At 63.5% G+C, this 22557-nt stretch carries 19 protein-coding genes and 1 tRNA gene; 3 read left to right on the top strand and 17 right to left on the bottom strand.

Translation table 11 applies throughout. The features are described from left to right. Window positions 1-3: 3 nt before the first annotated feature. The 4 genes from tadA to ACMV8A_RS00620 form a co-directional block, all read right to left on the bottom strand. Window positions 4-462 (bottom strand): tRNA adenosine(34) deaminase TadA, encoded by a 459-nt coding sequence (tadA, locus tag ACMV8A_RS00635; protein ID WP_495323788.1) that lies wholly within the window; start codon window positions 460-462, stop codon window positions 4-6. Beyond that, the gene (gene serB, locus ACMV8A_RS00630; RefSeq protein ID WP_495323787.1) at window positions 459-1673 is read right to left on the bottom strand and encodes a phosphoserine phosphatase SerB; all 1215 of its coding nucleotides are present in this window, start codon (window positions 1671-1673) and stop codon (window positions 459-461) included. Before serB ends, tadA begins: the two co-directional genes overlap by 4 nt. Before the next feature lie 49 nt (window positions 1674-1722). Then, window positions 1723-3300, bottom strand: a complete 1578-nt coding sequence (gene guaA, locus ACMV8A_RS00625) for a glutamine-hydrolyzing GMP synthase (protein WP_495323786.1) — start codon at window positions 3298-3300, stop codon at window positions 1723-1725. A gap of 82 nt (window positions 3301-3382) precedes the next feature. Further along, complete coding sequence (locus tag ACMV8A_RS00620; protein WP_495323785.1) at window positions 3383-7426, bottom strand: DUF1631 family protein; 4044 nt, start codon at window positions 7424-7426, stop codon at window positions 3383-3385. A 161-nt stretch (window positions 7427-7587) separates the two neighbouring features. Between ACMV8A_RS00620 and cmoA the strand changes: the two genes are divergently transcribed. Continuing rightward, window positions 7588-8325, top strand: coding sequence for a carboxy-S-adenosyl-L-methionine synthase CmoA (gene cmoA / locus ACMV8A_RS00615; protein ID WP_495323784.1), 738 nt, complete (start codon window positions 7588-7590; stop codon window positions 8323-8325). After that, a complete protein-coding gene (gene cmoB, locus ACMV8A_RS00610; protein WP_495323783.1) occupies window positions 8322-9296 on the top strand; it encodes a tRNA 5-methoxyuridine(34)/uridine 5-oxyacetic acid(34) synthase CmoB in 975 nt (324 codons plus the stop codon). The genes cmoA and cmoB overlap by 4 nt, the downstream gene beginning before the upstream one ends. Before the next feature lie 79 nt (window positions 9297-9375). Here the strand turns inward: cmoB and ACMV8A_RS00605 are convergent, their stop codons facing one another. Together ACMV8A_RS00605 and guaB are read right to left on the bottom strand one after the other, a co-directional pair. Further along, entirely contained in the window at window positions 9376-9528 is a 153-nt protein-coding gene (locus ACMV8A_RS00605) for a hypothetical protein (RefSeq protein WP_495323782.1), read from the bottom strand. 223 nt (window positions 9529-9751) lie between these two features. Then, complete coding sequence (guaB, locus tag ACMV8A_RS00600; RefSeq protein WP_495323781.1) at window positions 9752-11212, bottom strand: IMP dehydrogenase; 1461 nt, start codon at window positions 11210-11212, stop codon at window positions 9752-9754. Between the two features lie 167 nt (window positions 11213-11379). On the opposite strand from guaB, the gene ACMV8A_RS00595 reads away from it, so the two are divergent. Further along, entirely contained in the window at window positions 11380-11688 is a 309-nt protein-coding gene (locus ACMV8A_RS00595; protein ID WP_495323780.1) for a SoxXA-binding protein, read from the top strand. Between the two features lie 37 nt (window positions 11689-11725). On the opposite strand, the gene ACMV8A_RS00590 is transcribed toward ACMV8A_RS00595, so the two are convergent. The 11 genes from ACMV8A_RS00590 to mutL all read right to left on the bottom strand — a co-directional run bounded on the left by ACMV8A_RS00590 (window position 11726) and on the right by mutL (window position 22508). Next, window positions 11726-12952: a TIGR03862 family flavoprotein gene (locus tag ACMV8A_RS00590; RefSeq protein ID WP_495323779.1), complete on the bottom strand. Its 1227-nt coding sequence runs from the start codon at window positions 12950-12952 to the stop codon at window positions 11726-11728. Between the two features lie 76 nt (window positions 12953-13028). Further along, a tRNA-Leu gene (locus ACMV8A_RS00585) sits at window positions 13029-13113 on the bottom strand. Between the two features lie 84 nt (window positions 13114-13197). Beyond that, entirely contained in the window at window positions 13198-14508 is a 1311-nt protein-coding gene (locus ACMV8A_RS00580; protein ID WP_495323778.1) for an adenylosuccinate synthase, read from the bottom strand. Between the two features lie 97 nt (window positions 14509-14605). Next, window positions 14606-15790 (bottom strand): ATP phosphoribosyltransferase regulatory subunit, encoded by a 1185-nt coding sequence (locus ACMV8A_RS00575; RefSeq protein WP_495323993.1) that lies wholly within the window; start codon window positions 15788-15790, stop codon window positions 14606-14608. Continuing rightward, entirely contained in the window at window positions 15787-15975 is a 189-nt protein-coding gene (locus tag ACMV8A_RS00570) for a DUF2065 domain-containing protein (protein WP_495323777.1), read from the bottom strand. The genes ACMV8A_RS00575 and ACMV8A_RS00570 overlap by 4 nt, the downstream gene beginning before the upstream one ends. Window positions 15976-16031: 56 nt before the next feature. Continuing rightward, a complete protein-coding gene (hflC, locus tag ACMV8A_RS00565) occupies window positions 16032-16904 on the bottom strand; it encodes a protease modulator HflC (protein WP_495323776.1) in 873 nt (290 codons plus the stop codon). Further along, window positions 16904-18058 carry an FtsH protease activity modulator HflK gene (gene hflK, locus ACMV8A_RS00560; protein WP_495323775.1) on the bottom strand — a complete coding sequence of 385 codons (1155 nt, stop codon included), beginning with the start codon at window positions 18056-18058 and terminating at the stop codon, window positions 16904-16906. The genes hflC and hflK overlap by 1 nt, the downstream gene beginning before the upstream one ends. 57 nt (window positions 18059-18115) lie before the next feature. Beyond that, entirely contained in the window at window positions 18116-19411 is a 1296-nt protein-coding gene (gene hflX / locus ACMV8A_RS00555) for a ribosome rescue GTPase HflX (RefSeq protein ID WP_495323774.1), read from the bottom strand. A 163-nt stretch (window positions 19412-19574) separates the two neighbouring features. Continuing rightward, on the bottom strand, window positions 19575-19844 hold the full coding sequence (gene hfq / locus ACMV8A_RS00550) for an RNA chaperone Hfq (protein ID WP_495323773.1): 270 nt from the start codon (window positions 19842-19844) through the stop codon (window positions 19575-19577). A gap of 118 nt (window positions 19845-19962) precedes the next feature. Continuing rightward, window positions 19963-20913, bottom strand: a complete 951-nt coding sequence (gene miaA, locus ACMV8A_RS00545) for a tRNA (adenosine(37)-N6)-dimethylallyltransferase MiaA (protein ID WP_495323772.1) — start codon at window positions 20911-20913, stop codon at window positions 19963-19965. After that, window positions 20910-22508 carry a DNA mismatch repair endonuclease MutL gene (gene mutL, locus ACMV8A_RS00540; protein ID WP_495323771.1) on the bottom strand — a complete coding sequence of 533 codons (1599 nt, stop codon included), beginning with the start codon at window positions 22506-22508 and terminating at the stop codon, window positions 20910-20912. The genes miaA and mutL overlap by 4 nt, the downstream gene beginning before the upstream one ends. Window positions 22509-22557 lie beyond the last annotated feature (49 nt).

Genomic DNA, 22557 nt, shown 5'->3' with positions numbered 1-22557 from the left:
ACCTCAACGCCGCGCCCGGAAGAACTCGCGCAACAAGGCGCCGCACTCCTCCGCCAGCACCCCGCCGCAGACCTCGGCCTGATGATTGAGCTGGACCGACTGCAACAGGTTGAACACGCTGCCGGCTGCGCCGGTACGCGGGTCAGAGGCACCGTACACCACGCGGCGCACGCGGGCATGCACCATGGCCCCGGCACACATGGCACAGGGCTCCAGGGTAACGTACAAGTTGGTATCGGTCAGACGGTAATTGCCGATGTGCAGTGCCGCGGCGCGCAGCGCCTGGATCTCCGCATGGGCCGTGGGATCGTGGGCGGCGATGGGACGGTTCCAACCCTCGCCGATGACAACGCCATCCTTCACCACCACGGCGCCCACCGGCACCTCACCCTCTGCCGCGGCACGTTGCGCCAATACCAAGGCATGGCGCATCCAACAGGCGTCTTCTTCTGCGCTGCTCATGCGTCGATATCGCGTTCACGCATACCGAGCAGATAGAGTATGGCGTCCAGGCCCAGAGTAGCGATGGAATGCTGCGCCTGTTGCTTGACGATGGGCTTGGCGTGAAAGGCGATACCGAGACCGGCGATGGACAGCATGGGCAGATCATTGGCGCCATCGCCCACGGCAATCACCTGCTGCAATGAAATCCCCTCCCGCGCCGCCAGCTCGCGCAGCAAACGTGCCTTGGCCTGGCCATCGATAATCTCGCCCTTGACCTCGCCGCTCAGCCTGCCGGCGTGAAAATCCAGCTGGTTGGCATAGATGTAGTCAATGCCCAGCTTGCGCTGCAGATGCTCGGCGAAATAGGTGAACCCGCCGGACAGGATTGCCACCTTGTAGCCAAAGCGCTTGAGGGTCGTGATCAGGTGTTCGGCGCCCTCGGTAATGGGTAACCGTTCGGCAATCCCCTGCAACACCGCTTCATCCATCCCCTGCAGCAGCGCGAGGCGGCGGCGGAAACTCTCGGCAAAATCCAGTTGACCACGCATCGCCGCCTCGGTGATGGCAGCAACCTCCGCGCCCACCCCGGCCACCTTGGCCAACTCATCGATTACCTCGGCCTGGATCAGCGTGGAATCCATGTCGAAGCACACCAGTCGGCGGCTACGGCGGTAGATGTCGTCCTCCTGAATGGCGATATCCACCGCCAACTCCTGCGATACCTGCAGGAAGGCGGCATGCAATGCCGTCAGATCAGATGTCGCGCCACGCACCGACAGTTCGACGCACGCAATACGCTTCGGCTCCGGATGTTGCAGCGAGATGCGACCGGACAAGCGGGTGATGTTGTCGATATTCAGGCCCTGCTCCGCCACCACTTCGGAAACCCTGGCCAGATGCCGCGCGCTGATCTTGCGTCCCAGCAGGGTAATGATGTGGCGCGGCTGCCCCTGCGCCGAAACCCACTGTTCATATTCGGCAGCACCGATGGGCAGAAACCGGATGGTGAGATCGAGGCGGTGGGCAGTGAACAGCAGGTCGCGGAATACCGCACAGCCGGCGGCGTCCGCGGGCATCTCGACCAGCAGCCCCAGCGCCAGGGTGTCGTGAATGACCGACTGGCCGATGTCCAGCACATTGACATCATAGGACGCCAGCACCGCGGTCAGTGCAGCGGTGATCCCCGGCTGGTCACGGCCGGAAACGGTGATCAGAATGACTTCGTGCATGCGTCCCGCGTCCCCAGACTCTGGCTCCGAGTCCCCGGCCCCTGTCGCATCATTCCCACTCGATGGTGGCGGGCGGCTTGCTGGAAATGTCGTACACCACGCGGGCGATGCCCTTCACCTCATTGATGATGCGGCGCGATACGTTTTCGAGGAACTCATAGGGCAGGTGTGCCCAGCGCGCCGTCATGAAGTCAATGGTTTCCACCGCCCGCAGCGCCACCACGTATTCGTAGCGGCGGCCATCACCCGTCACCCCCACCGATTTCACCGGCAGAAACACGGCGAAGGCCTGCGAGGTCTTGTCGTACAGATCCGCCTTGCGCAGCTCCTCGATGAAGATATGGTCGGCCAGACGCAGGATATCGGCATACTCCTTCTTCACCTCGCCCAGGATGCGCACGCCGAGGCCAGGCCCCGGGAAGGGATGCCGGTAAACCATTTCGTAGGGCAGGCCCAGCTCAACGCCAATCTTGCGTACCTCGTCCTTGAAAAGCTCGCGCAACGGCTCCAGCAGTTTGAGCTTCATATGCTCAGGCAGACCACCAACATTGTGGTGTGACTTGATCAGGTGGGCCTTGCCGCTCTTGGCACCAGCCGATTCGATGACATCGGGGTAGATAGTGCCCTGTGCCAGCCACTTGGCGTTCTTCAGCTTGGCGGCCTCTTCCTCGAACACCTCGACGAACAGGTTGCCGATGATCTTACGCTTCTTCTCCGGGTCGGTAACACCGGCCAGCGCGGACAGGAAACGCTGCTCCGCGTCGACACGGATCACGCGCACGCCCATGTGCTCGGCGAAGGTGGCCATCACTTGGTCACCTTCGCGATGGCGTAGCATGCCGTTATCGACAAATACACAGGTAAGTTGGTCACCTATGGCCTTGTGCAGCAAAGCAGCCACTACCGAGGAGTCGACACCACCGGACAAACCGAGCAGTACTTCATCACTGCCCACCTTCTCGCGCACGGCACGGATGGCGTCGTCAATGATCTGGTCCGGCGTCCATAGGGCGGCACAGCCGCAGATGTCGTGTACGAAGCGATTGATGATGCGCATGCCCTGACGGGTATGGGTCACTTCGGGATGGAACTGCACGCCGTAGAAGGCGCGTGCCTCGTCGGCCATGCCGGCGATAGGGCAGGAATCAGTGCTCGCCATCAGCGTAAAACCAGGCGGCATCGTGGTGACCTGATCGCCGTGACTCATCCACACATCCAACAGGCCGTAGCCCTCGGCGCTGGTGTGGTCCTCGATCTCCTTGAGCAGACGGGTATGACCACGGGCACGCACCTGGGCATAGCCATATTCATGATGGTCTGCTGCCATCACCGTACCGCCCAACTGCTGAGCCATGGTCTGCATGCCGTAGCAGATGCCAAGTACCGGCACGCCCAGGTCGAACACCCCCTGCGGGGCGCGCGGGGTCCCCTCTACGGTCACCGTCTCCGGACCGCCAGAGAGGATGATGCCGCGCGGATCGAAGCTGCGGATATCGGCGTCGGTCATATCGCAGGAGTGGAGCTCACAATAAACCCCAGCCTCGCGGACCCGGCGGGCAATGAGCTGGGTGTACTGGGACCCGAAATCAAGGATCAGGATGCGGTCGGCGTGAATATTGATGGACATGGCAGATGGCTGGCTCGGCGGCTGGGCAGGTGATATTCAGGGGTGCAGATCATCCGTGATCTCGCCGCCCCATTCAAGTCGGTTACTTTTTCGCCCCCAGAACCAGTTCATCCAGCGGTATCGGCTTCTCGATGATGTAGCCTTGGCCAAAATCCACGCCAATCTTGCGCAGCTTGTCCAGCGCCACCTCATTTTCTATGAATTCAGCGATAGTGCGCTTGCCCAGGGCATGGGCCATTTCGTGGATGGATTTGACCACTGAGTAATCAAAAACGTTGGTGCTTATGTTGCGAATGAACTGGCCGTCGATCTTGAGGTAATCCACCGGCATCGACTTCAGATAGGAATACGAAGCATGGCCGGAGCCAAAATCGTCCAATGCCAGCTGGCAGCCCGCCTGGCGCAGACGACGCATGTAGTAGACGGCCCGCTCCATGTTGCCTATTGCTGCCGTTTCGGTGATTTCGAAGCAGATTTGATGACTGGGAACCTCGGCATCCTCCAGTCGCTGTACCAACTCATCCATGAAAGCCTCATCGTCGATGGAATGGCCGGAAAGATTTACCGAGATGGAGTTGATGGTATTGAGCTTGCCCCTATTGGCACGCAACCACTCGAACACCTTGTCAACCACCCAGCGATCGATATCCAGGATACGATTATAAATTTCCGCCGACAGAACGAACTGATCCAACGACACCAGTTCACCCTGTTCGTTATGCACGTGCAGCAGGATTTCATAGCGCGGATGCTCATGGGCAAATTTGAGCGAGGCGATCTTCTGGCATTTCAGCTGGATGAGCCCGGCATCAAACAGCTTGTTGATGCGACCGACCCACTCCATGACCCCCTGACGCTTGAGGATGATTTCACTGTCTGGGTCATAGAACTGAACACGCCCACGCCCGGCCTCCTTGGCCGCAAAACAGGCCGAGTCCACTGCGGCCAGCAGGGTACGCACCGAATCACGCTGCGGGTCGATAGAAGCCACGCCAAAACTGGCATCGACCACAAATTCCTTGTTCTCGCAGCGAAAATGATACTCATTGATGGCACGCCGGATATCTTCAGATCGCTTGATGCCCTGCTCGCGGTCACACCCTTCCAGCAGTACACCGAACTCATCGCCGCCCAGGCGGGCGACAACCGTGTCCGGCCCCAGCTTGCGGCGCAACAGATCGGACAGGTTACCCAGCAACTCATCGCCGGCCTCATGACCGCAGGTTACATTGATGACATTGAAACGATCGAGATCAAAATAACAAAGGACATTGTTGCTGCCATCCTTCTTGGCCCGATTCAGCAGATTCTCCATCTCGGTTTCAAAGCCACGCCGATTCATCAGACTGGTCAGTGCATCATGATTGGTCTGCTCGATGAGTCGATCATGGATTGATTGCAGCATGGTGTAGGTGGCACGGTCCATGAGCGGCCGGTCCCAACCTTCCAGGATCAGCATGCGACCGCGCGACATCAGGGCAGCGATCTCTTCCGGCCGTACATCCAGCCCCTTGTTACCCTCGCGGTCGACAAATACGTAGCGCCCCCACTTGCGATCAGACCACACCAGTTTCTGCTGCTGCAGCTCCTCCTTATCGCTCTTATAGGAAACGAGATCGCCGTCGGCCAATGCCTCCACCCGCTTGAGCCAGCGCGCCCACTCCGCCTTGGACAGGTCCACCGGCTTCAGCGCCTGCTTCTCCTGTTCCCAGGATTGCAGCATCAACTGTGCGATGGGGCCTTTCTTGATGCGGGTGATCTTGCTCGGATCCTGTTTGGCCTGTTCGAGTTCGGAGATCAACTCCGACACTAGCACCAGACTCCGGGTATCATCCTTGTTGAGACGCTCGAGAACCTTGCTGACCTCTTCTACCAGCTTGTGGTTAGGCCATTCCATCTTGGGTCCCTTGAAGGGCTTGCCCTGCAGACGCGCCATAAGTTGCTCCATGGTGGCACGGGCGCCGCGGTAGCCGTCCCCCTTCATGCCGTCACGCTGGCAGTGGCGCCACAACAGATTTTTCCAGCCAGCATCGAGCAGCTCGAGCACTACCCGCGGAATTTGGCGGCCCGGCGCCATATCAAACACACGGTCGATATCCTCCAACATGTCCAGTGTCATCTGCCGCTGGTTGGGCTCGGCCTTGCACTTGGCGATAACCTCCTCCACCTTGCGACGGTATTCTTCCGACTGCTCGCCATAGAGCTGGTTGAGGGAGTTGACCGCCTCATCCAATACCTTGGGGTCGCCGCCGGATTCCTCACTCAGGCTTTGCAGCGCCGACTCGACCTTGTTCACCATCTGCTTGCGCAGTTCGGCCTTCTCCGGCGGCAACATCTGGAATAGCTGGTCCAGGGTGTTGAACAGATGGTGTACGGGATGGGCGCGATCCTGCAGCACATGCTCATTGTTGAGCGCCATCTTGATAAAGGGCAGCTCCACGCTCTCGAACCAGTTCTTGAGGTGAGTATCGGCAATGGCATCGGTCTGGATGGACGACAGCAGGCTCTCAGTCACCTCCAGCTTGTCTTGCGTCTCCACCGGCAGCTGTTTGGAGGTGTCGCCACCGGCCTGCTCAGTCAGTATCTGGGACAGGCGCGACGCCAGGGTCGTCCCCTGCTGACGCAGGTGACGAATGCTGATGCCCTGCTGTTGGAGATGCGCCAAACCGTTGTTCAATTCCTGCGGGGAGAAATGCGCTGCATGTCCGACCGCACCGGCCTGTGGCCCGGCGGCAGCCACCTCACCCGCGGCGGGACGCCCGGCCATGCCTGGCTGGGCTTGAATGGCAGCACGCTCCAGCTGCAGCAATTCATTGGCCGCCGCATAGGGCGAGGGCTCGGGCCCGTAACCTACGGCGGCGGCCCCATACCCCCCCTGTGCAGCAGCCGCAACGCCGTGTGGGGCTGCTGCGGTCATGCCACCCGGCGCAGGAGCATACCCGCCGACTGGGGCTTGCCCACTCGGAGCGGTCACAGGACCATACCCGGCCGCTGAAGCCTGCCCACCCGCTGGAGCCGACGCGCCATAGGCGGGCGCACCATACCCCGAGTCGGCTGCGGCATCCTGCTGTCCGGCCTCTCCTGCCGGCGGTTCCACGCCAGGCGATGGCGGCGGTGGCTTGTGAGCAGCCCCCGGCTTCTTCACCAAATGAAAATCTTTTTTCAGCTCAGGCAAAACGCCTTGGTCTTTGAGATAACTATTGATCTGCTCATAGAAAAGTCCGAACCTGGCCTGGCTATAGTCCTCGAAGGCCTTGAAAATGGGCGATCTCATATCCTCATCCAAGCGCAACGCGTCGAAACACTCCTGAAAGCGTTGTGCCAGCATCAAAGGACCCAGGGGGTTGGTCTGGCGGTTGAGCGGCCGGTTCAGTATCAGCCCCAGGCGATTTTCTAGCGCAAACAGCAGTTCTTCGTTATGGGCCTCCAGTTTGGTGACCAAGGTGGTCACGGTCAGCCAGTTCTGGAATTCGTCATCTGCCACCAGAGACAGTTCGGAACTATCGTCCACCGCTTGCTGTTTGAGTGGTTTACCCTTGTTGTCGAACTCATCCATGATGGCCGCCACGTAACACTGCTGCAGCGTGCGGCGCCCGTCGCGCAATTTCTGCTGCGCCTCAATGATGCCGCGCCAGTTCTTTTTCGACAGTTCATCGGCCCGGTTGAGGTTGTCAGAACCCTCCATGACGAAATCGTCCACCAAGGCTTCCAGGAAGGCATGGGTTTTGTCCCGGCACGCACCAATAATCGCCGCAAAACGTGCGTCGGGCGCGGCACGGCTGGTGGGCTCCGCCGTCGTACCCTGCCGCGCCCGGCTCATCAAATATTGAAAGGCCGCGCCGTCCAATTGGGTGAAGCTGACGCCAACGCCGATATCGACGACGCGGGCGATGCGCCCCGACAGCGTAAAGACCTGTCCACCCGCCTGAGGGAAACGGATATCAATGCGCTCGCCATTGCTCCAGTGCGTGGCGTGTGCGGCCTGGGGGTAAAAGGTGATGAACATGCCGCCCTGACAGAAGTCCTCGACGACGCACTCAAGATTGCGTCCTTGCGGTGAAACGGCGAGGGCATCGAGTCTGACCGGATAGCGGGGGTGGGCGCGCTTGTTGGCAGCTGACGTCATGTCAAGGCGACTCCTTGGCGTATTTGTAAGAGTTGTACCGGATAAGATAGCAAGACCGTGCCCCGCCGCATACCGGCCAACGCCATCCTAGTACGGTTCAGTCCATACGAGCCCCCCCAGGGCCGATGGTATACTTTCCGTTCTATCCTCCCTTACCCATCATGAGCAGCGATTCCCGTAAAGACACGATCTACGCCGTGCCCCATGAGCCGATGGCAGACTTTGCCTTCGACGAGCGCGTGGCCGCGGTGTTTCCCGACATGATCCGCCGGTCGGTACCGGGCTACGGCACGCTGACTGGCCTGCTCGGTCTTGTCGCCGGCACATACGCCCAGCCGGACAGCCAACTGTATGATCTGGGATGTTCGCTGGGCGCCGCCACCCTGGCCATGCGGCGGCGTATCGGCCAGCCCCGTTGCCGCATCATTGCCGTCGACAATTCCCCAGCCATGGCTGAACGCTGCCGCGAAAATATCGAGGCAGACCAAGCCCCCACCCCGGTAGAGGTGGTATGTGCCGACATTCAGGCCATTGCCATCGAACAGGCCTCGGTGGTGGTGATGAATTTCACCCTGCAATTCATCGAACCGGCGGTGCGTCTGCCGCTGCTGCGACGCATTCATGCCGGGCTGCTGCCCGGTGGTGTGCTGCTTCTGGCGGAGAAACTGCGTTTTGCAGATCCGGCCGAGCAAACAGAGCAGGAACGCCTGCATCTCTCCTTCAAGCGCGCCAATGGCTATTCAGAACTGGAGATCAGCCAGAAGCGGGCGGCACTGGAACGGGTACTGCTACCCGACACCCTGGAGGAGCATCGCGCCCGCCTCCGTGCGGCAGGCTTCAGCCAGGTCTGGCCCTGGTTTCAGGCCTTCAATTTTGCCGCCCTCATCGCCGTCCGATGATTTCATACGACCGATTGTGGCAGGCGCTGGCGCCAACACCGCTCGCTGCCTGGCGCACCCAACTCGAACCGCGGCTGGTACAGGCGCTGGATCCGGCCGGCCACGGCGACCTGCCGCACTGGTACGAGGTGCTGGCGGCACTCCCCGCCATTACACCGTCATCCATCGACCTGAGCGCCGACTGCCTGCGCATTGGCAGCGGGCGGGACACCGACACTGCCACCCGCGCACAGTTGACCCGGCTGCTGCAGGAACTGCATCCCTGGCGCAAGGGACCGTTTTGCCTGTTTGACCTGCACATCGATACCGAGTGGCGCTCCGATTGGAAGTGGAACCGCGTCGCGCAGCACCTGGACCTGGCCGGCAAGACGGTGCTGGACGTGGGTTGCGGCAACGGCTATTACGGCTGGCGCATGCTCGGTGCCGGTGCCCACCTGGTGTTCGGCGTCGATCCGACGCTGCGCTATGTCATGCAATACGCTGCTATGCGCCATTATCTCGGCGCCCAGGCCAACTACGTGTTGCCGCTCAAGTTCGAGGAGCTGCCGGAGCACTGCGCGGCCTTCGATATCGCCTTCTCCATGGGGGTGCTGTACCACCGCCGCGACCCACTGGAGCACCTGCGGCGCCTGCACGGGCACCTCAGACCAGGGGGAGAACTGGTGCTGGAGGGGCTGGTATTGGAGGGAAATACGGAGGCAGTACTGCACCCGGCCGAGCGTTACGCAAAGATGAAGAACGTCCACGCCATCCCTGCGGTTCCCCTGCTGGCCCGCTGGCTGCGGGAGGCCGGGTTCACGGATATCGCCACCCTGGACGTATCGCCCACCACGCCGCAGGAACAGCGCCGCACCGACTGGATGCACTTTGAGTCGCTGGCAGACTTCCTCGACCCGCACAACCCGGCCCTCACCGTTGAAGGCCATCCGGCACCGCTAAGGGCCTGCCTGCGTGCACGCCGGCCGGATTGAGGCGGCACACGGACACGCCTTGGTCTGAAGAGTCCAGGGGGACTTATTCAGGCCGTCCTTAATCCACGGCCCACGCGGGTCAAACGGAAAAACTGGGGAGATGCGACGCGTCGCACTCCTCGGGCAGCAGGTCTTCGGCGAGCAGTTCGCTGAGCCCGTCATCGATCGTAGAGTCGCTGGGCGAGGACGTGCCCGCGTGGGCAGGGGAACTGAGGTGTTCGTGCCGGTTCATGTCATCTCCTGTTGCGTAGCGGAGATCCATTCGATAGGGTCGGATACGCCATTCCCTTTTGGCGCATTGCCGCAGACGCTCTGCGCCCGCCGCCCAAAACACTACCCCCATCGCAACGCAATGTCCACACGATTATTGAGATAAATATCTCAATATCAGCGCTTGATCACACAAAATGAAAGGCCGCCCTAAGGGCGGCCTTGGTCGGTGCCGGTAAGAACCATCAAACGCGGTAGTTGGGTGCTTCCTTGGTGATCTGCACGTCATGGACATGGCTCTCACTGATACCGGCGCCGGTGATACGCACGAACTGAGGCTTGGTACGCATCTCGTCGATGTTCTTGCAGCCGGTATAGCCCATGGAGGAACGCAGACCACCCATCAGCTGGTGGATCACCGGCTGCAGCGGCCCCTTGAACGGCACGCGGCCCTCGATGCCTTCCGGTACCAGCTTGTCGGCCTCGTTGCCTTCCTGGAAATAGCGATCGGACGAGCCCTGCGAGGAGGCCATGGCGCCCAGCGAACCCATGCCGCGGTAGGACTTGTAAGAGCGGCCCTGGAACAGTTCCACCTCACCCGGGGCCTCTTCGGTGCCCGCGAACATACCGCCCAGCATCACCGAGTAGGCACCCGCCACGATGGCCTTGGCCAGATCGCCGGAGTAACGAATGCCACCGTCAGCGATGAGCGGAACGCCGGTGCCGGCCAGGGCCTCGGCCACGTTGGCCACGGCGGTGATCTGCGGCACGCCGACACCAGCAACGATACGGGTGGTGCAAATGGAGCCGGGGCCGATGCCGACCTTGACGCCGTCGGCACCCGCCTCGACCAGGGCCAGGGCTGCGGCGCCGGTGGCGATGTTGCCGCCGATGACCTGCAGGTCGGGGAAGTTCTTCTTGGCCCAGCGCACCCGATCCAGCACGCCCTGGGAATGGCCGTGGGCGGTGTCGACCACGATCACGTCCACCCCGGCTTCGACCAGGGCGGCGATACGCTCATCGGTGCCGGCGCCGACGCCAACGGCGGCACCGACGCGCAGGCGACCGTGCTCGTCCTTGCAGGCGTTGGGCTTGTCAGTGGCCTTCTGGATGTCCTTGACAGTGACCATGCCCTTGAGACGGAAGGCATCGTCGACCACCAGAATCTTCTCGATGCGGTGCTCGTGCAGCAGACGTTTGACCTCCTCCTTTTCCGCGCCTTCCTTCACCGTCACCAACTTGGCCTTGGGGGTCATGATGGTGGAAACCGGGGCGTCATAGCGGGTTTCGAAGCGCAGGTCACGGTGGGTGACGATGCCCACCAGGCCGCTGCCGTCGACCACCGGCACGCCGGAGATGCCATAGGCACGGGTCAGTTCCAGCACTTCGCGGATACTGGCGGTGGGGGCCACGGTGATGGGGTCTTTGATCACACCACTCTCGAACTTCTTGACCTTGCGCACCTCGGTGGCCTGCTGCTCGGTGGTCATGTTCTTGTGGATGATGCCGATACCGCCCTCCTGCGCCATGGCGATGGCCAGACGGGCTTCGGTCACGGTATCCATGGCGGCGGATACCAGGGGCAGGTTCAGGGTGATGCCGCGGGTCAATCGGGTCTTGAGGTCCACTTCCTTGGGCAGGACGGTGGAATGGGCCGGGACCAGCAAAACGTCGTCGAAGGTAAGGGCTTCCTGAACAATGCGCATAGACGATCCGCCTTAAGGAGTGTGTCGGTAAATAAACGGGCGATTATACGGTTCCGCCCGGCCGTGGTAAACAACTCGATACCCCGCCTCGATAAGTGGAATAATCCCCCTCGCTATCGCCACTTATTCCACGTCCCTGCGATAACAAAACCACTGGAGGAGAGAAGATGCGCAAAATTATCCTGGCCCTGGCCGCCGCCACCCTGCTCGGCGCCGGCTGCGCCACGCAGACGGCCAAGCCGGCCGATGCGGAACAGGCCGCCGCCGCCATCGCTGCCGCCGAGTCCAGCCGTGCCGCTGCAGCCGCCGTGGGTTATGAATGGCGCGATACCGCCAAGATGATCGAGGATGCCAAAAAGGCGGTTGAGGAAAAGGATTTCGACAAGGCCGTGAAGCTGGCCAAACAGGCCGAACGCCAGGGGCAGGCCGCAGTCGCCCAGCACAAGCAGCAGATCGAAGCGGTCAACCGCAAGTAAACACCGCACAGACAAAGGCCGCCCTGCGGCCTTTGTCTCACTGCCCCGCCAACCAGTCCAATACCCCCTGCCCTGCCGCCCGGCCGCTGGCAAAGCAGGCGGTCAGCAGATAACCGCCCGTCGGCGCCTCCCAGTCCAGCATCTCGCCGGCACAAAACACCCCAGGGACACTGCGCAGCATCAGGTGCGCGTTCAAGGCCTCAAATCTCACCCCACCGGCGCTGCTGATGGCCTCATCCAGCGGGCGCGGCGCAACCAGGGGTACTGGCAGAGCCTTGAGTGCGGCCGCCAGCCGCGCCGGATCGGCCAACACCTCCGCCGACAGAAACTCCCGCACCAGACCGGCCTTCACCCCTTCGATGCCGGCATGGCGGCGCAGGTGCTTGGCCAGGGTGTCACCGCCGCGCGGCCGCGCCAGGTCTGCCGCCAGGCGGGACGCGTCCCGGCCCGGTACGAGATCCAGCCACAGTACGGCCCGCCCCTCGGCCGCGATGGTTTCCCGCAGCGACGCCGACAGGGCGTAGACCACGCCGCCCTCGATGCCCTGCTCGGTGATCACCAGTTCACCTTGCCGGCGCTCACCGGCAAAGCTCACCACCACCGGCTTCACCGGCTGACCGGCATAGTGCGTGCGGAAGTAGTCGCTCCAGCCCACATCGAAACCGCAGTTGGACGGCTGTAGAGGTGCGACATCGACATTACGCTGCAACAACAGCGGCACCCAGGCGCCATCGGAGCCCAGCCGCGCCCAGCTGCCGCCGCCCAGCGCCAGCACTACGGCATCCGCCTGCACCCGCTGCTCTCCCGCCGGCGTGGCGAAACGCAGCGCGTCCGCACTGTCCCAGCCCAGCCAGCGGTGGCGCACATGCAGACGCACCCCGGCCATGCGCAAGCGATGCAGCCAGGCACGCAGCAGGGGTGCCGCCTTCATGTCGGCGGGAAACACCCGGCCGGAACTGCCGACAAAGGTGGTGATGCCGAGACCATGGATCCACTCGCACAGAGCCTGCGGCCCGAAGGCCGCCAGCATGGGCGCGATGAGTTCACGGCGCACCCCGTAGCGGGTGAGGAAGTGCTGCAGGGGTTCGGAATGAGTGATGTTCAGGCCGCCCTTGCCCGCCATGAGAAACTTGCGCCCCACCGAAGGCATGGCGTCATAGACGTCCACGTGCACGCCGCCGCCAGCCAGCACCTCGGCGGCCATCAGGCCCGCTGGACCGCCGCCGATCACGGCTACGCTTGCTGTGGGGAAATCAGGCTTCATGCGGTCGGGCATCGTCAGGCCATGGTTGCGGCACAAATGAAAAAGGGGCTGCCCTTGCGGGAAGCCCCTTTTGAATTGGTGCCCAGGAGAGGACTCGAACCTCCACGGTGTTACCCACTAGTACCTGAAACTAGCGCGTCTACCAATTCCGCCACCTGGGCAGGTGCAACGAAGGCGCGCACTTTAACCAAGCGCCGGGAGCTTGTCAATAATGCCCCCGGCCGTGCGCTCTTCTTCCGGTCCCGTCAGTTGAACGGGTGGCGCAACACGATGGTTTCGTTGCGATCCGGGCCTGTGGAGATGATGTCGATGGGCACGCCGACCACTTCCTCGATACGCTTGAGGTAGTTGCGCGCCGCCTGCGGCAGCTTGCCGTATTCCTTCACGCCCACGGTCGAATCCTTCCAGCCCGGCATCTCTTCGTACACCGGCTTGCAGGCGCTGAAGGCCTCGGCGCCCACCGGTGGCGTGCTGCGCTGTTCGCCGTTGCAGTCGTAGCCGACGCACAGGCGGATGGTGTCCAGGCCATCCAGCACGTCCAGCTTGGTGATGCACAGGCCAGTGACCGAATTGATCTGGTTGGAGCGGCGCAGCGCCACCGCGTCGAACCAGCCGCAGCGGCGCGGGCGGCCGGTGGTGGAACCAAATTCGTGGCCGCGCTCGGCCATGTAGGCGCCAACGGAATCCATCAGTTCCTTGCCGTCGTACAGCTCGGTGGGGAACGGACCGGCGCCGACACGGGTGGTGTAGGCCTTGGTGATGCCCAGCACGTAATCGAAGTAGCGCGGGCCGACGCCGCTGCCGGTAGCGGCGCCGCCGGCGGTAGTGTTGGACGAGGTGACGAAGGGGTAGGTGCCGTGATCGATATCCAGCAGCGCGCCCTGGGCGCCCTCGAACATCACGTTCTCGCCGCGCTCACGGTACTGGTGCAGCAGCTCGGTGACGTCGGCCACCAGCGGGCGCAGCTCCTCGGCCATGGCCATGCTCTCATCCAGCACCTTCTGGAAGTCGACCGGGTCGGCCTTGAAATAGTGCTGCAGGCAGAAGTTGTGGTAATCCAGCACCTCGCCCAGCTTGGCGGCGAAGCGCTCGCGGTGGAACAGGTCACCGAGGCGCAGGCCGCGGCGCGAGACCTTGTCCTCGTAGGCGGGGCCGATGCCGCGACCGGTAGTGCCGATGGCGGACTTGCCGCGGGCACGCTCGCGGGCGTGATCCAGGGCCACATGGTAGGGCAGAATTAGCGGGCAGGCCTCGCTGATGCGCAGCCGTTCGCGGGCCGGCACGCCGTTGTCTTCCAGCATGCGCAGTTCCTCCAGCAGGGCCGACGGCGACAGCACCACACCGTTGCCGATGAGGCACATCACGCCCTCGCGCAACACGCCGGAGGGAATCAGATGGAGTACGGTCTTTTTGCCGTCGATGACCAGGGTATGGCCGGCATTGTGGCCACCCTGAAAGCGGGCCACTGCACTGGCGCGGTCGGTGAGCAGATCCACCACCTTGCCCTTACCTTCGTCACCCCACTGGGTGCCAATGATTACGACGTTCTTGCCCATTATTACCCCTAAAGTCCCGCCCGCGCGCCTGCTTCCCCGGACGCTGCGGGTGTTGTGATGAATTTAGATTTACGGGAAAACTCGAAAACGCGGCCCGCTACTCCTGCCCGACCACCTGCCAGCGGCCGTCGCGCAGTACCAGTTCGCGGTCACACCCCATCGCCGCCGCATCGCCCTGTTGCCCCGGCAGGGCACAGACCACCCGTTCGCCGCGCGCGCGCAATTCATCCACCTGCCGCGCCAGCGCCGGGTCGTCGGCGCAGGGCGCAAAGATACCACGAACCTCCGGCAGGGTGGCAGTGGACAAGGCCAGCAGGGTCTTGAGGTCAGCGGAAAAGCCGGTGGCGGGGCGGGCGCGGCCGAACACCCGGCCGATGTCGTCGTAACGCCCGCCCTGGGCCAGGGCCTGACCGCTGCCCGGGGCATAGGCGGCGAACACCGCGCCGGTGTGGTAGTGATAGCCGCGCAGCTCGGCCAGATCGAAGTGCAGCGGCACCCCAGGCAGAGCATGGCGCACCGCCCCGGCAATGGCGCTGAGGTTGTCCAGGGCAGCATGCACCTCGGAGCTGGCGCCGGCCAGCACCGTGCGGGCGGCAGCCAATGCCTCTTCGCCGCCGTTGAGATCGGCCAGCTGCAGCAGCATCCCGCGCAGGGCTGCATCCAGCGGCAAGCCGGCGAGCAGCGCAGTGATATCCGGCCGCGACTTGCGTTGCAGGGCATCGAACAGCTGCGCCTCCTGGGCGGGACTCAGCCCAGCCTGACGCGCCAGGCCACGGAAGATGCCCACGTGCCCCAGATCGAGATACAGCTGTTTGAGGCCGGCGGCATGCAGGGTCGCCAGCATCAGGCGCAGCACCTCCACATCGCTGTCGATGCCGCCGTGACCATACAACTCAGCCCCCACCTGCAAGGGGCTACGGCTGCCACCGTGCCCTTCAGGACGGGTACGGAGCACGGTACCGAGATAGCACAAGCGGGTCGGCGTCTCGCGCTTGAGATGGTGAGCGTCGATGCGCGCCACCTGCGGCGTCATGTCGGCGCGCACGCCCATCAGGCGGCCGCTCAGCTGATCGGTCAGCTTGAAGGTCTGTAAGTCCAGATCGTTGCCGGTACCGATGAGCAGCGAGTCCAGATATTCGATAAACGGGGGCAGTACCAGCTCGTAGCCCCAGGTACTGAACAGATCGAGCAGACGGCGGCGCAACAGCTCCAGCCGCCAGGCCCCCGCGGGGAGGACCTCCTCGACGCCTTCCGGCAATAACCAACGTTCGTTTTCCATCAGTGTTTCAACCAGTAGACCAGTATCGCTCCGACCACCATCAATACCAGCCCTGCAGTACGGATGGAGCGGTCGTCCATCTGGGCGAGACCCAGCATGGCTTTGCGGTAATTACGCGGCGATAGCGCAGGTAACACCCCTTCCAACACCAGCAACAAGGCCAGTGCCACCCACAGATCAGACCACATCGCTACCTCACAAAAAAAACCGGGTGGCTAGCGCCACCCGGTACGTTGCTGCCCTGTTACTTGCGCGTTCCCGCCGCGTTGTTGAAATACTGGAAGAACTCCGCACTGGGGTCGACCACCAACATGTCCTGCGACTTGTTGAAGGTGTTGCGGTAGGCATCCAGGCTACGATACAGCGCATAGAACTCGGCGTTGCGGCCGAAGGCCCGAGCATAGATCTCCGCCGCCCGGCCGTCGCCCTCACCGCGCGTACGCTCGGCATCGCGGTAGGCCTCGGCAAGGACCACGGTACGCTGGCGATCGGCGTCGGCACGGATGCGTTCCGCCGCCTCGGCACCGCGCGAACGCAGATCCTTGGCCACGCGGGAGCGCTCAGCCTCCATGCGCTGGTACACCGAGGTGGACACTTCCGCCGGCAGTTCGATACGCTTGATGCGCACGTCCACCACCTCGATACCGAACTGCTTGGCCTGCTCGCTCATCTGGTTGGTGATGATGCTCATGATCTCGGAGCGCTCACCGGAGATGGCCTCCTGCATGGTGCGCTTGCCGAACTCGCTGCGCAGGCCGTCCTTTATGATCTGGGCCAGGCGCAGCGCCGCCTGGCGCTCATCGCCGCGCATGGTGACGTAGTAGGTGGAAACATCGCTGATGCGCCACTTGATGAAGGAGTCGACGATGACGTTCTTCTTCTCCTGGGTCAGATAGCGTTCAGAGTCCACTTCCAACGTCATGATGCGCTTGTCGAAGAATCGCACGTTGTTGATGAAGGGCAACTTGAAATACAGACCCGGCGTGTAGTCGGCGCGCACGAACTCACCCAGCCGGAACTTGATCGCCAGCTCACGTTCGTTCACCACGAAGATCGACATGGAGCCCAGCCACAGCACGGCCAGCAGGGCGATGAGAGAAATCATTCCGCGCGACATTATCGCACCTCCCGTTGACGCACGTTGTCACGCAGCCGGATATCCGTGCGCGGTTGCTGTTGCGGTGCCGTCGGCGCCGAGGTGAAGGAATCGCTTCCCAAAGTGCCGAGTGAGGCATCACGCTGCATCAGCTTGTCCAACGGCAGATAGAGCAGATTGTTGCCCCCCTTGGTATCCACCAGCACCTTGCTGCTTTGGCTCAGCACCGACTCCATCGACTCCAGGTACAGACGCTTGCGGGTCACCGCCGGAGCCTTCTCGTACTGGGCCAGCACGCTGAGGAAACGGGCAGTTTCACCTTCCGCCGCCGCGATCACCTGATCACGGTAGGCGTTGGCCTCCTCGATCAGACGCGCCGCCGCACCACGGGCACGGGGCAGCACGTCGTTGGCATAGGCCTCAGCCTCATTCTTCAGGCGCTGCTCGTCCTCACGCGCCTTGACCGCGTCAGCGAAGGCACCCTGCACCTGCTCGGGCGCCTGGGCATCCTGCATGTTGAGGGTGACCACGGCGAGGCCGGCACGATAGCGATCGAGGATATCTTGCACCAGGACGCGGATGCGCTGTACCACGTCGCTGCGGCCGCTGGTGATGACGAAATCCATTTCACTCTGGCCGATGATTTCGCGTATGGCGCTTTCGGTCGCCTCGCGCAGGGTCTGGTCCGGGTCACGCACGTTGAACAAATAGTCGCGCGCATCCTTCACCTGGTACTGCACGGTGAACTTGACGTCGATGATGTTCTCGTCCTGGGTCAGCATCAGTGCCTCGTCGGCACGGCGGCCCAGTTCCATGGAACGCACACTGGAGATATCCACCGTCTCCACGGTCTGGATGAAACGCGGATACCAGTTGAGACCGGGCATGGTGGTTTCCTTGTAGGAACCGAACTGCAACACCACGCCACGCTGGCCTTCGTCGACGATGTAGATGCCGGACAGCGCCCACAGGGCCAGCGCCAGCACCAGCACCATGCCGGCGGAACCCGCAGAAGCGGCACCGCCGCCGCCCTTGCCGCGGCCCTGGCCGAACAGACCACCGAATTTGTCCTGCAGCTTGCGCACCACCTCGTCGAGGTCCGGCGGTCCCTGCTCATTGTTACGGCCGCCCCAGGGGTCCTTGCCCCCGGAATTACCTGGTTCGTTCCAAGCCATGAGTCTCTGTACCTGTCGTTATCGTGAATTTAGTCACGCAGCACCAAGGGGCAAAGTTTAGCCCTCAGCCTGCAAGCTCGGCAACAATGCGGCGAAATCCTGCTGTTTGCGCAGTTGCGCCAGATTATGCGCCTTGATCTCCACATCCAGCAGCCAGACGCCGTCGTCTTCCAGCTGCTCACGCCGTACTGCGTCGAGGGCATACAGCGCGGCACGCAACCGCCCCGCACCGGGCGGCAGACGCAGGCGGCTCTGCACCACCTCTTCGCGGAAGAAATCGGCAACAGCCTGCAACAAAAGTTCCATGCCGGCACCGCTGATGGCCGAGAGATGCACACGCAACGGCCGGCCATCGCTGTCGCGCTCCAGTTGCGGCTGGGCCTGCGCCAGCAGATCGATTTTGTTGTAGACCTCGATCTGCGGCACCTCACCGGCGCCGATCTCCGTCAACACCGCGTGCACCTGCTCTATCTTTGCCTGCCGCTCCGGGTCATGGGCGTCGATGACGTGCAGCAGCAGATCGGCTTCATGCGTCTCCTGCAACGTGGAACGGAAGGCCGCTACCAGGTCATGGGGCAGATGGCGGATGAACCCCACCGTGTCGGCCAGCACGATGCCCTTGCCGCCGGGCAGGTCGATACGACGCAGGGTCGGGTCGAGGGTGGCAAACAACTGATCGGCGGCATACACACCGGCCGCGGTCAAGCGGTTGAACAACGTAGATTTGCCGGCATTGGTGTAACCCACCAGCGACACAGTGGGCAGCTCCGCCCGCTTACGCCCGCGCCGCCCCTGCTCACGCTGGCGATTCACCTTGTCCAGGCGCCGCTCCAGCAGGCGTATGCGATCGGCCAGCAGGCGACGATCGGTTTCCAGCTGGGTTTCGCCGGGGCCGCGCAGACCGATACCGCCCTTCTGCCGCTCCAGGTGGGTCCAGCCGCGCACCAGCCGGGTGGACAGATGGCGCAGCTGCGCCAGCTCCACCTGCAACTTGCCCTCGTGGGAGCGGGCGCGCTGGGCAAAAATATCCAAAATCAGGCCGGTGCGATCCAGCACCCGACATTGCAGTACGCGCTCCAAGTTGCGTTCCTGTGCCGGACTCAGGGCGTGGTTGAACAACACCAACTCCGCCTCGCTTTCCAACACCGCAGCACGTACCTCCTCTGCCTTGCCGCTGCCGATGAACAGCTTGGCGTCGGGACTCTTGCGTGTACCGGTCACCACGGCCACCGGCAACGCGCCGGCCGACACCGCCAGCTCTTCCAGTTCCAGCAGGTCTTCCTGGTCGCCCTCTTGCGGCAGTTCCAGGTGAACCAGGACGGCGCGTTCACCGCTCTTGGGCCGATCAAACACGGTAGTGGCTCCAGCAGGCGACAGCCGCAGACAGCAGGCTTGAATCCTCACCGCCGAGGCGCGGCGCACGCAACACTATCAATGGCATAACAAATCCGCGCCGGCTTGCAGCCTGAAGCGGTCATCCTTTCGCGTGGTCAGCGCCCCGGTGGTGGCTTTCAAGTCAGATGCGATTGCCGGGTTCAGCGGGGGCAGGCAAGGGCATGTCGTCCGGCCCCAGGTTCAGCTTGACGTTGCGCGCGGGCACAACGGTGGAAATGGCGTGCTTATAGACCATCTGGCTGACGGAGTTCTTCAGCAGCACGACGAACTGGTCGAAGGATTCAATCTGGCCTTGCAGCTTGATGCCGTTCACCAGATAAATGGAGACAGGGATGCGCTCCTTGCGCAGGGCGTTCAGATACGGATCCTGCAGGGCTTGCCCTTTGCTCATGGTGTTTCTCCTTTATTGTTATCCGCAACATGCGGTATCGCGGCCAAAGTCGGCCAAGTATCCCATTGTTTAAGTGAGACTTCCGTGTTGGAGCCCAGTGTAGCACAGGGCCGGAATCTCAGTTAATGGCGTTCTGTCCCAGCAATTTCAACACCTTGTCCAGCAGATGGGCGTCCATACTGTCGAACCCGTGGCTGTCCGGTTCACTGCGCAACCAAGTGAACTGGCGCTTGGCCAACTGGCGGGTGGCGGTAATCCCCAGTTCCACCATGGCGGGGTACTCCACCTCGCCGGCCAGATAACTCCATACCTGGCGATAACCGACGCAGCGGATGGAGGGCTTATCGGGACCGAGGTCGCCACGGCGGTACAGCCCTTCGACCTCGGCCACCAGACCCCGTTCCAGCATGAGGTGGAAACGGTCATGGATGCGGGCATGGAGCCGTTCCCGCTCCATCGGCGCCAGGGCCAGGGCCACGACCCGGTAGGGCAAGGCCGCGCCGCCGCCACGCTGCAACTCGCTCAGCGGCCGGCCGGTCAGTTCGTAGACCTCCAACGCCCGTTGCAGACGCTGCGGGTCATTGGGATGAATGCGCGCCGCCGCCACCGGGTCGACCTGGCGCAAGCGCTGGTGCAACGCCTCCCACCCCAGCGCCGCGGCCTCCGCCTCGAGGCGGGCACGCACGACCGGATCGGCCCCCGGCAGGTCGGACAGCCCCTGGCGCAGGGCGCGGAAATACAGCCCGGTGCCGCCCACCAGCAGCGGTATCCGTCCGGCCGCGGTCACCTCCGCCATCTCGCGCAGCGCGTCGGTGCGGAAACGGGCGGCGGAATAGGCCTCGGCCGGGTCGAGGATATCGATGAGGCGGTGCGGTGCCCGCGCCAGCAGCGCGGCGTCGGGCTTGGCAGTACCGATGTCCATGCCGCGGTACACCAGGGCCGAATCGACACTGATGATTTCGCAGGGCAGTCGCGCCACCAGGGCCGCCGCCAGTTCGGTCTTGCCGGAGGCAGTCGGCCCCAGCAGAAAGATCGCGGGCGGCAGAGCGTGCTCAGACATGGCGCTCAACCCAGCAGGCGGGCAAGGTCGGTGGGACTGAGCAACACCGACACACCGGCAGGGTCGGCACAGGCGGCGGCGGCCAGCCCGTCCCACTCACCCCGTTCCGGCAAAGGACCGCTACCGGCGTCGGCCAGGGCATCAATCAGTCCGTCGGTGTCCGCACCCGCGGCCAGGACGTCCAGGGCGGCCCGCGCCAGCACATCAGGCGCGGCATGGCGCACGGGGGCCGGTATCTGACGCAGCATCCACTGCTGCGGTCCGAGCGCCTCCAGTTCCAGGCCGCAGCGCGCCAACAGCGCCCGATGCGCCTGTGCGGCCGCCTGCTGCGGCGCGGACAAAGACAGCGTCACCGGCAACAGCAGGGGTTGCGCCCGCACCTGCCCGTCCGCAGCCAGCGCGGCCCGCATGGCCGCACCGGCCTGCCGGGCGCGGGTCGCCGGCAAATCGACAAGACGTAGGCCCTGCCCCCCTGCGTCCTGCAGCAGATAACGCCCTGCCACCACGCCAAGCACACGACTGGCCGACGCGCCGGCCGTGACGGCCGCTGCCGACGGCTGATACCCCGCCGTCGCCTCACGCACCCCCAGCATGGCGGCCGGTGCGGCGGCGGCCTCGTCCACCGCGGCGCGCAGGGCGCGATAGAGAAAATCATGCACCTGGCGCGTTTCGCGGAAGCGCACCTCGTGTTTGGTGGGATGAACGTTCACATCCACCTGGGCCGGGTCCATGTCCAGATAAAGCACATAGGCGGGATGGCGTCCGGGGAGCAGCGCCTCGCCATAGGCCTGGCGCACCGCATGGGTCACCACCCGATCGCGGATCACGCGGCCGTTGATATAGAAATATTGCAGGTCCGCCTGGGCGCGGGCCGCCTCCGGCCGCACCAGCCAGCCACGCAGGTGCAGCCCGGGCAGGGCAAACTCCACCGCCGTCGCCTGCTGCACGAACGGCCGGCCGCAGACCACCGCCAGACGCTGCTCGCGCTGCGCGGCGTCCTGCGCCGGGCGCACCGCCAGCACCTGACGGCCGTTGTGGCGCAGGGTGAGCGCGACATCAAAACGGCTCAGGGCCACGCGTCGCACCACCTCGGCGAGGTGTTCGAACTCGGTACGCTCGGCCCGCAGAAACTTGCGCCGCGCCGGTGTGTTGTAAAACAGGTCACGCACCTCCACCGTGCTGCCGCGCGGATGGGCGCAGGGTGCCCGCACGCCGGCGGCGTCGATGCGACTGCCGTGGGCATCATCGGCGCTGCGGCTGCTCAGGGTCAGGCGCGACACCGAGGCGATACTGGCCAGCGCCTCGCCGCGAAAACCGAGACTCACCACCCGCATCAATTCATCCTGGCTGTAGACCTTGCTGGTGGCGTGGCGCGCCAGGGCCAGCGGCATGTCCGCCGCCGCGATGCCGCAACCATCGTCATGCACGCGGATCAGCGCCACACCGCCCTGCTCCACATCCACCTCGATGTGGGTGGCGCCGGCATCGAGACTGTTCTCCAGCAACTCCTTGACCACCGAGGCAGGGCGCTCCACCACCTCGCCGGCGGCGATCTGGTTGGCTAGCAGGGGAGCGAGGGGACGTATGCGCCGGGGTGCGATCATGGCGCGCAGATTACCCCGAACGGCGCAGGATGTGTACCTGACAGACCAG

It is taken from the genome of Sulfurivermis sp. (assembly GCF_059410345.1).
The sequence above is the reverse complement of the archived record's forward strand: the minus strand, read 5'-3'. Positions and strand labels throughout refer to the sequence as shown.

Excerpts from the sequence above, each read along its gene's own strand:
- mutL (WP_495323771.1), bottom strand. The coding sequence starts at position 22,508 with ATGATCGCACCCCGGCGCATACGTCCCCTCGCTCCCCTGCTAGCCAAC.
- ACMV8A_RS00570 (WP_495323777.1), bottom strand. The coding sequence starts at position 15,975 with ATGTGGTCTGATCTGTGGGTGGCACTGGCCTTGTTGCTGGTGTTGGAA.
- guaB (WP_495323781.1), bottom strand. The coding sequence starts at position 11,212 with ATGCGCATTGTTCAGGAAGCCCTTACCTTCGACGACGTTTTGCTGGTC.
- ACMV8A_RS00620 (WP_495323785.1), bottom strand. The coding sequence starts at position 7,426 with ATGACGTCAGCTGCCAACAAGCGCGCCCACCCCCGCTATCCGGTCAGA.
- hflK (WP_495323775.1), bottom strand. The coding sequence starts at position 18,058 with ATGGCTTGGAACGAACCAGGTAATTCCGGGGGCAAGGACCCCTGGGGC.
- ACMV8A_RS00590 (WP_495323779.1), bottom strand. The coding sequence starts at position 12,952 with ATGAAGCCTGATTTCCCCACAGCAAGCGTAGCCGTGATCGGCGGCGGT.
- ACMV8A_RS00595 (WP_495323780.1), top strand. The coding sequence starts at position 11,380 with ATGCGCAAAATTATCCTGGCCCTGGCCGCCGCCACCCTGCTCGGCGCC.
- serB (WP_495323787.1), bottom strand. The coding sequence starts at position 1,673 with ATGCACGAAGTCATTCTGATCACCGTTTCCGGCCGTGACCAGCCGGGG.
- ACMV8A_RS00605 (WP_495323782.1), bottom strand. The coding sequence starts at position 9,528 with ATGAACCGGCACGAACACCTCAGTTCCCCTGCCCACGCGGGCACGTCC.
- guaA (WP_495323786.1), bottom strand. The coding sequence starts at position 3,300 with ATGTCCATCAATATTCACGCCGACCGCATCCTGATCCTTGATTTCGGG.
- cmoB (WP_495323783.1), top strand. The coding sequence starts at position 8,322 with ATGATTTCATACGACCGATTGTGGCAGGCGCTGGCGCCAACACCGCTC.
- ACMV8A_RS00580 (WP_495323778.1), bottom strand. The coding sequence starts at position 14,508 with ATGGGCAAGAACGTCGTAATCATTGGCACCCAGTGGGGTGACGAAGGT.
- hflC (WP_495323776.1), bottom strand. The coding sequence starts at position 16,904 with ATGTCGCGCGGAATGATTTCTCTCATCGCCCTGCTGGCCGTGCTGTGG.
- hfq (WP_495323773.1), bottom strand. The coding sequence starts at position 19,844 with ATGAGCAAAGGGCAAGCCCTGCAGGATCCGTATCTGAACGCCCTGCGC.
- tadA (WP_495323788.1), bottom strand. The coding sequence starts at position 462 with ATGAGCAGCGCAGAAGAAGACGCCTGTTGGATGCGCCATGCCTTGGTA.
- cmoA (WP_495323784.1), top strand. The coding sequence starts at position 7,588 with ATGAGCAGCGATTCCCGTAAAGACACGATCTACGCCGTGCCCCATGAG.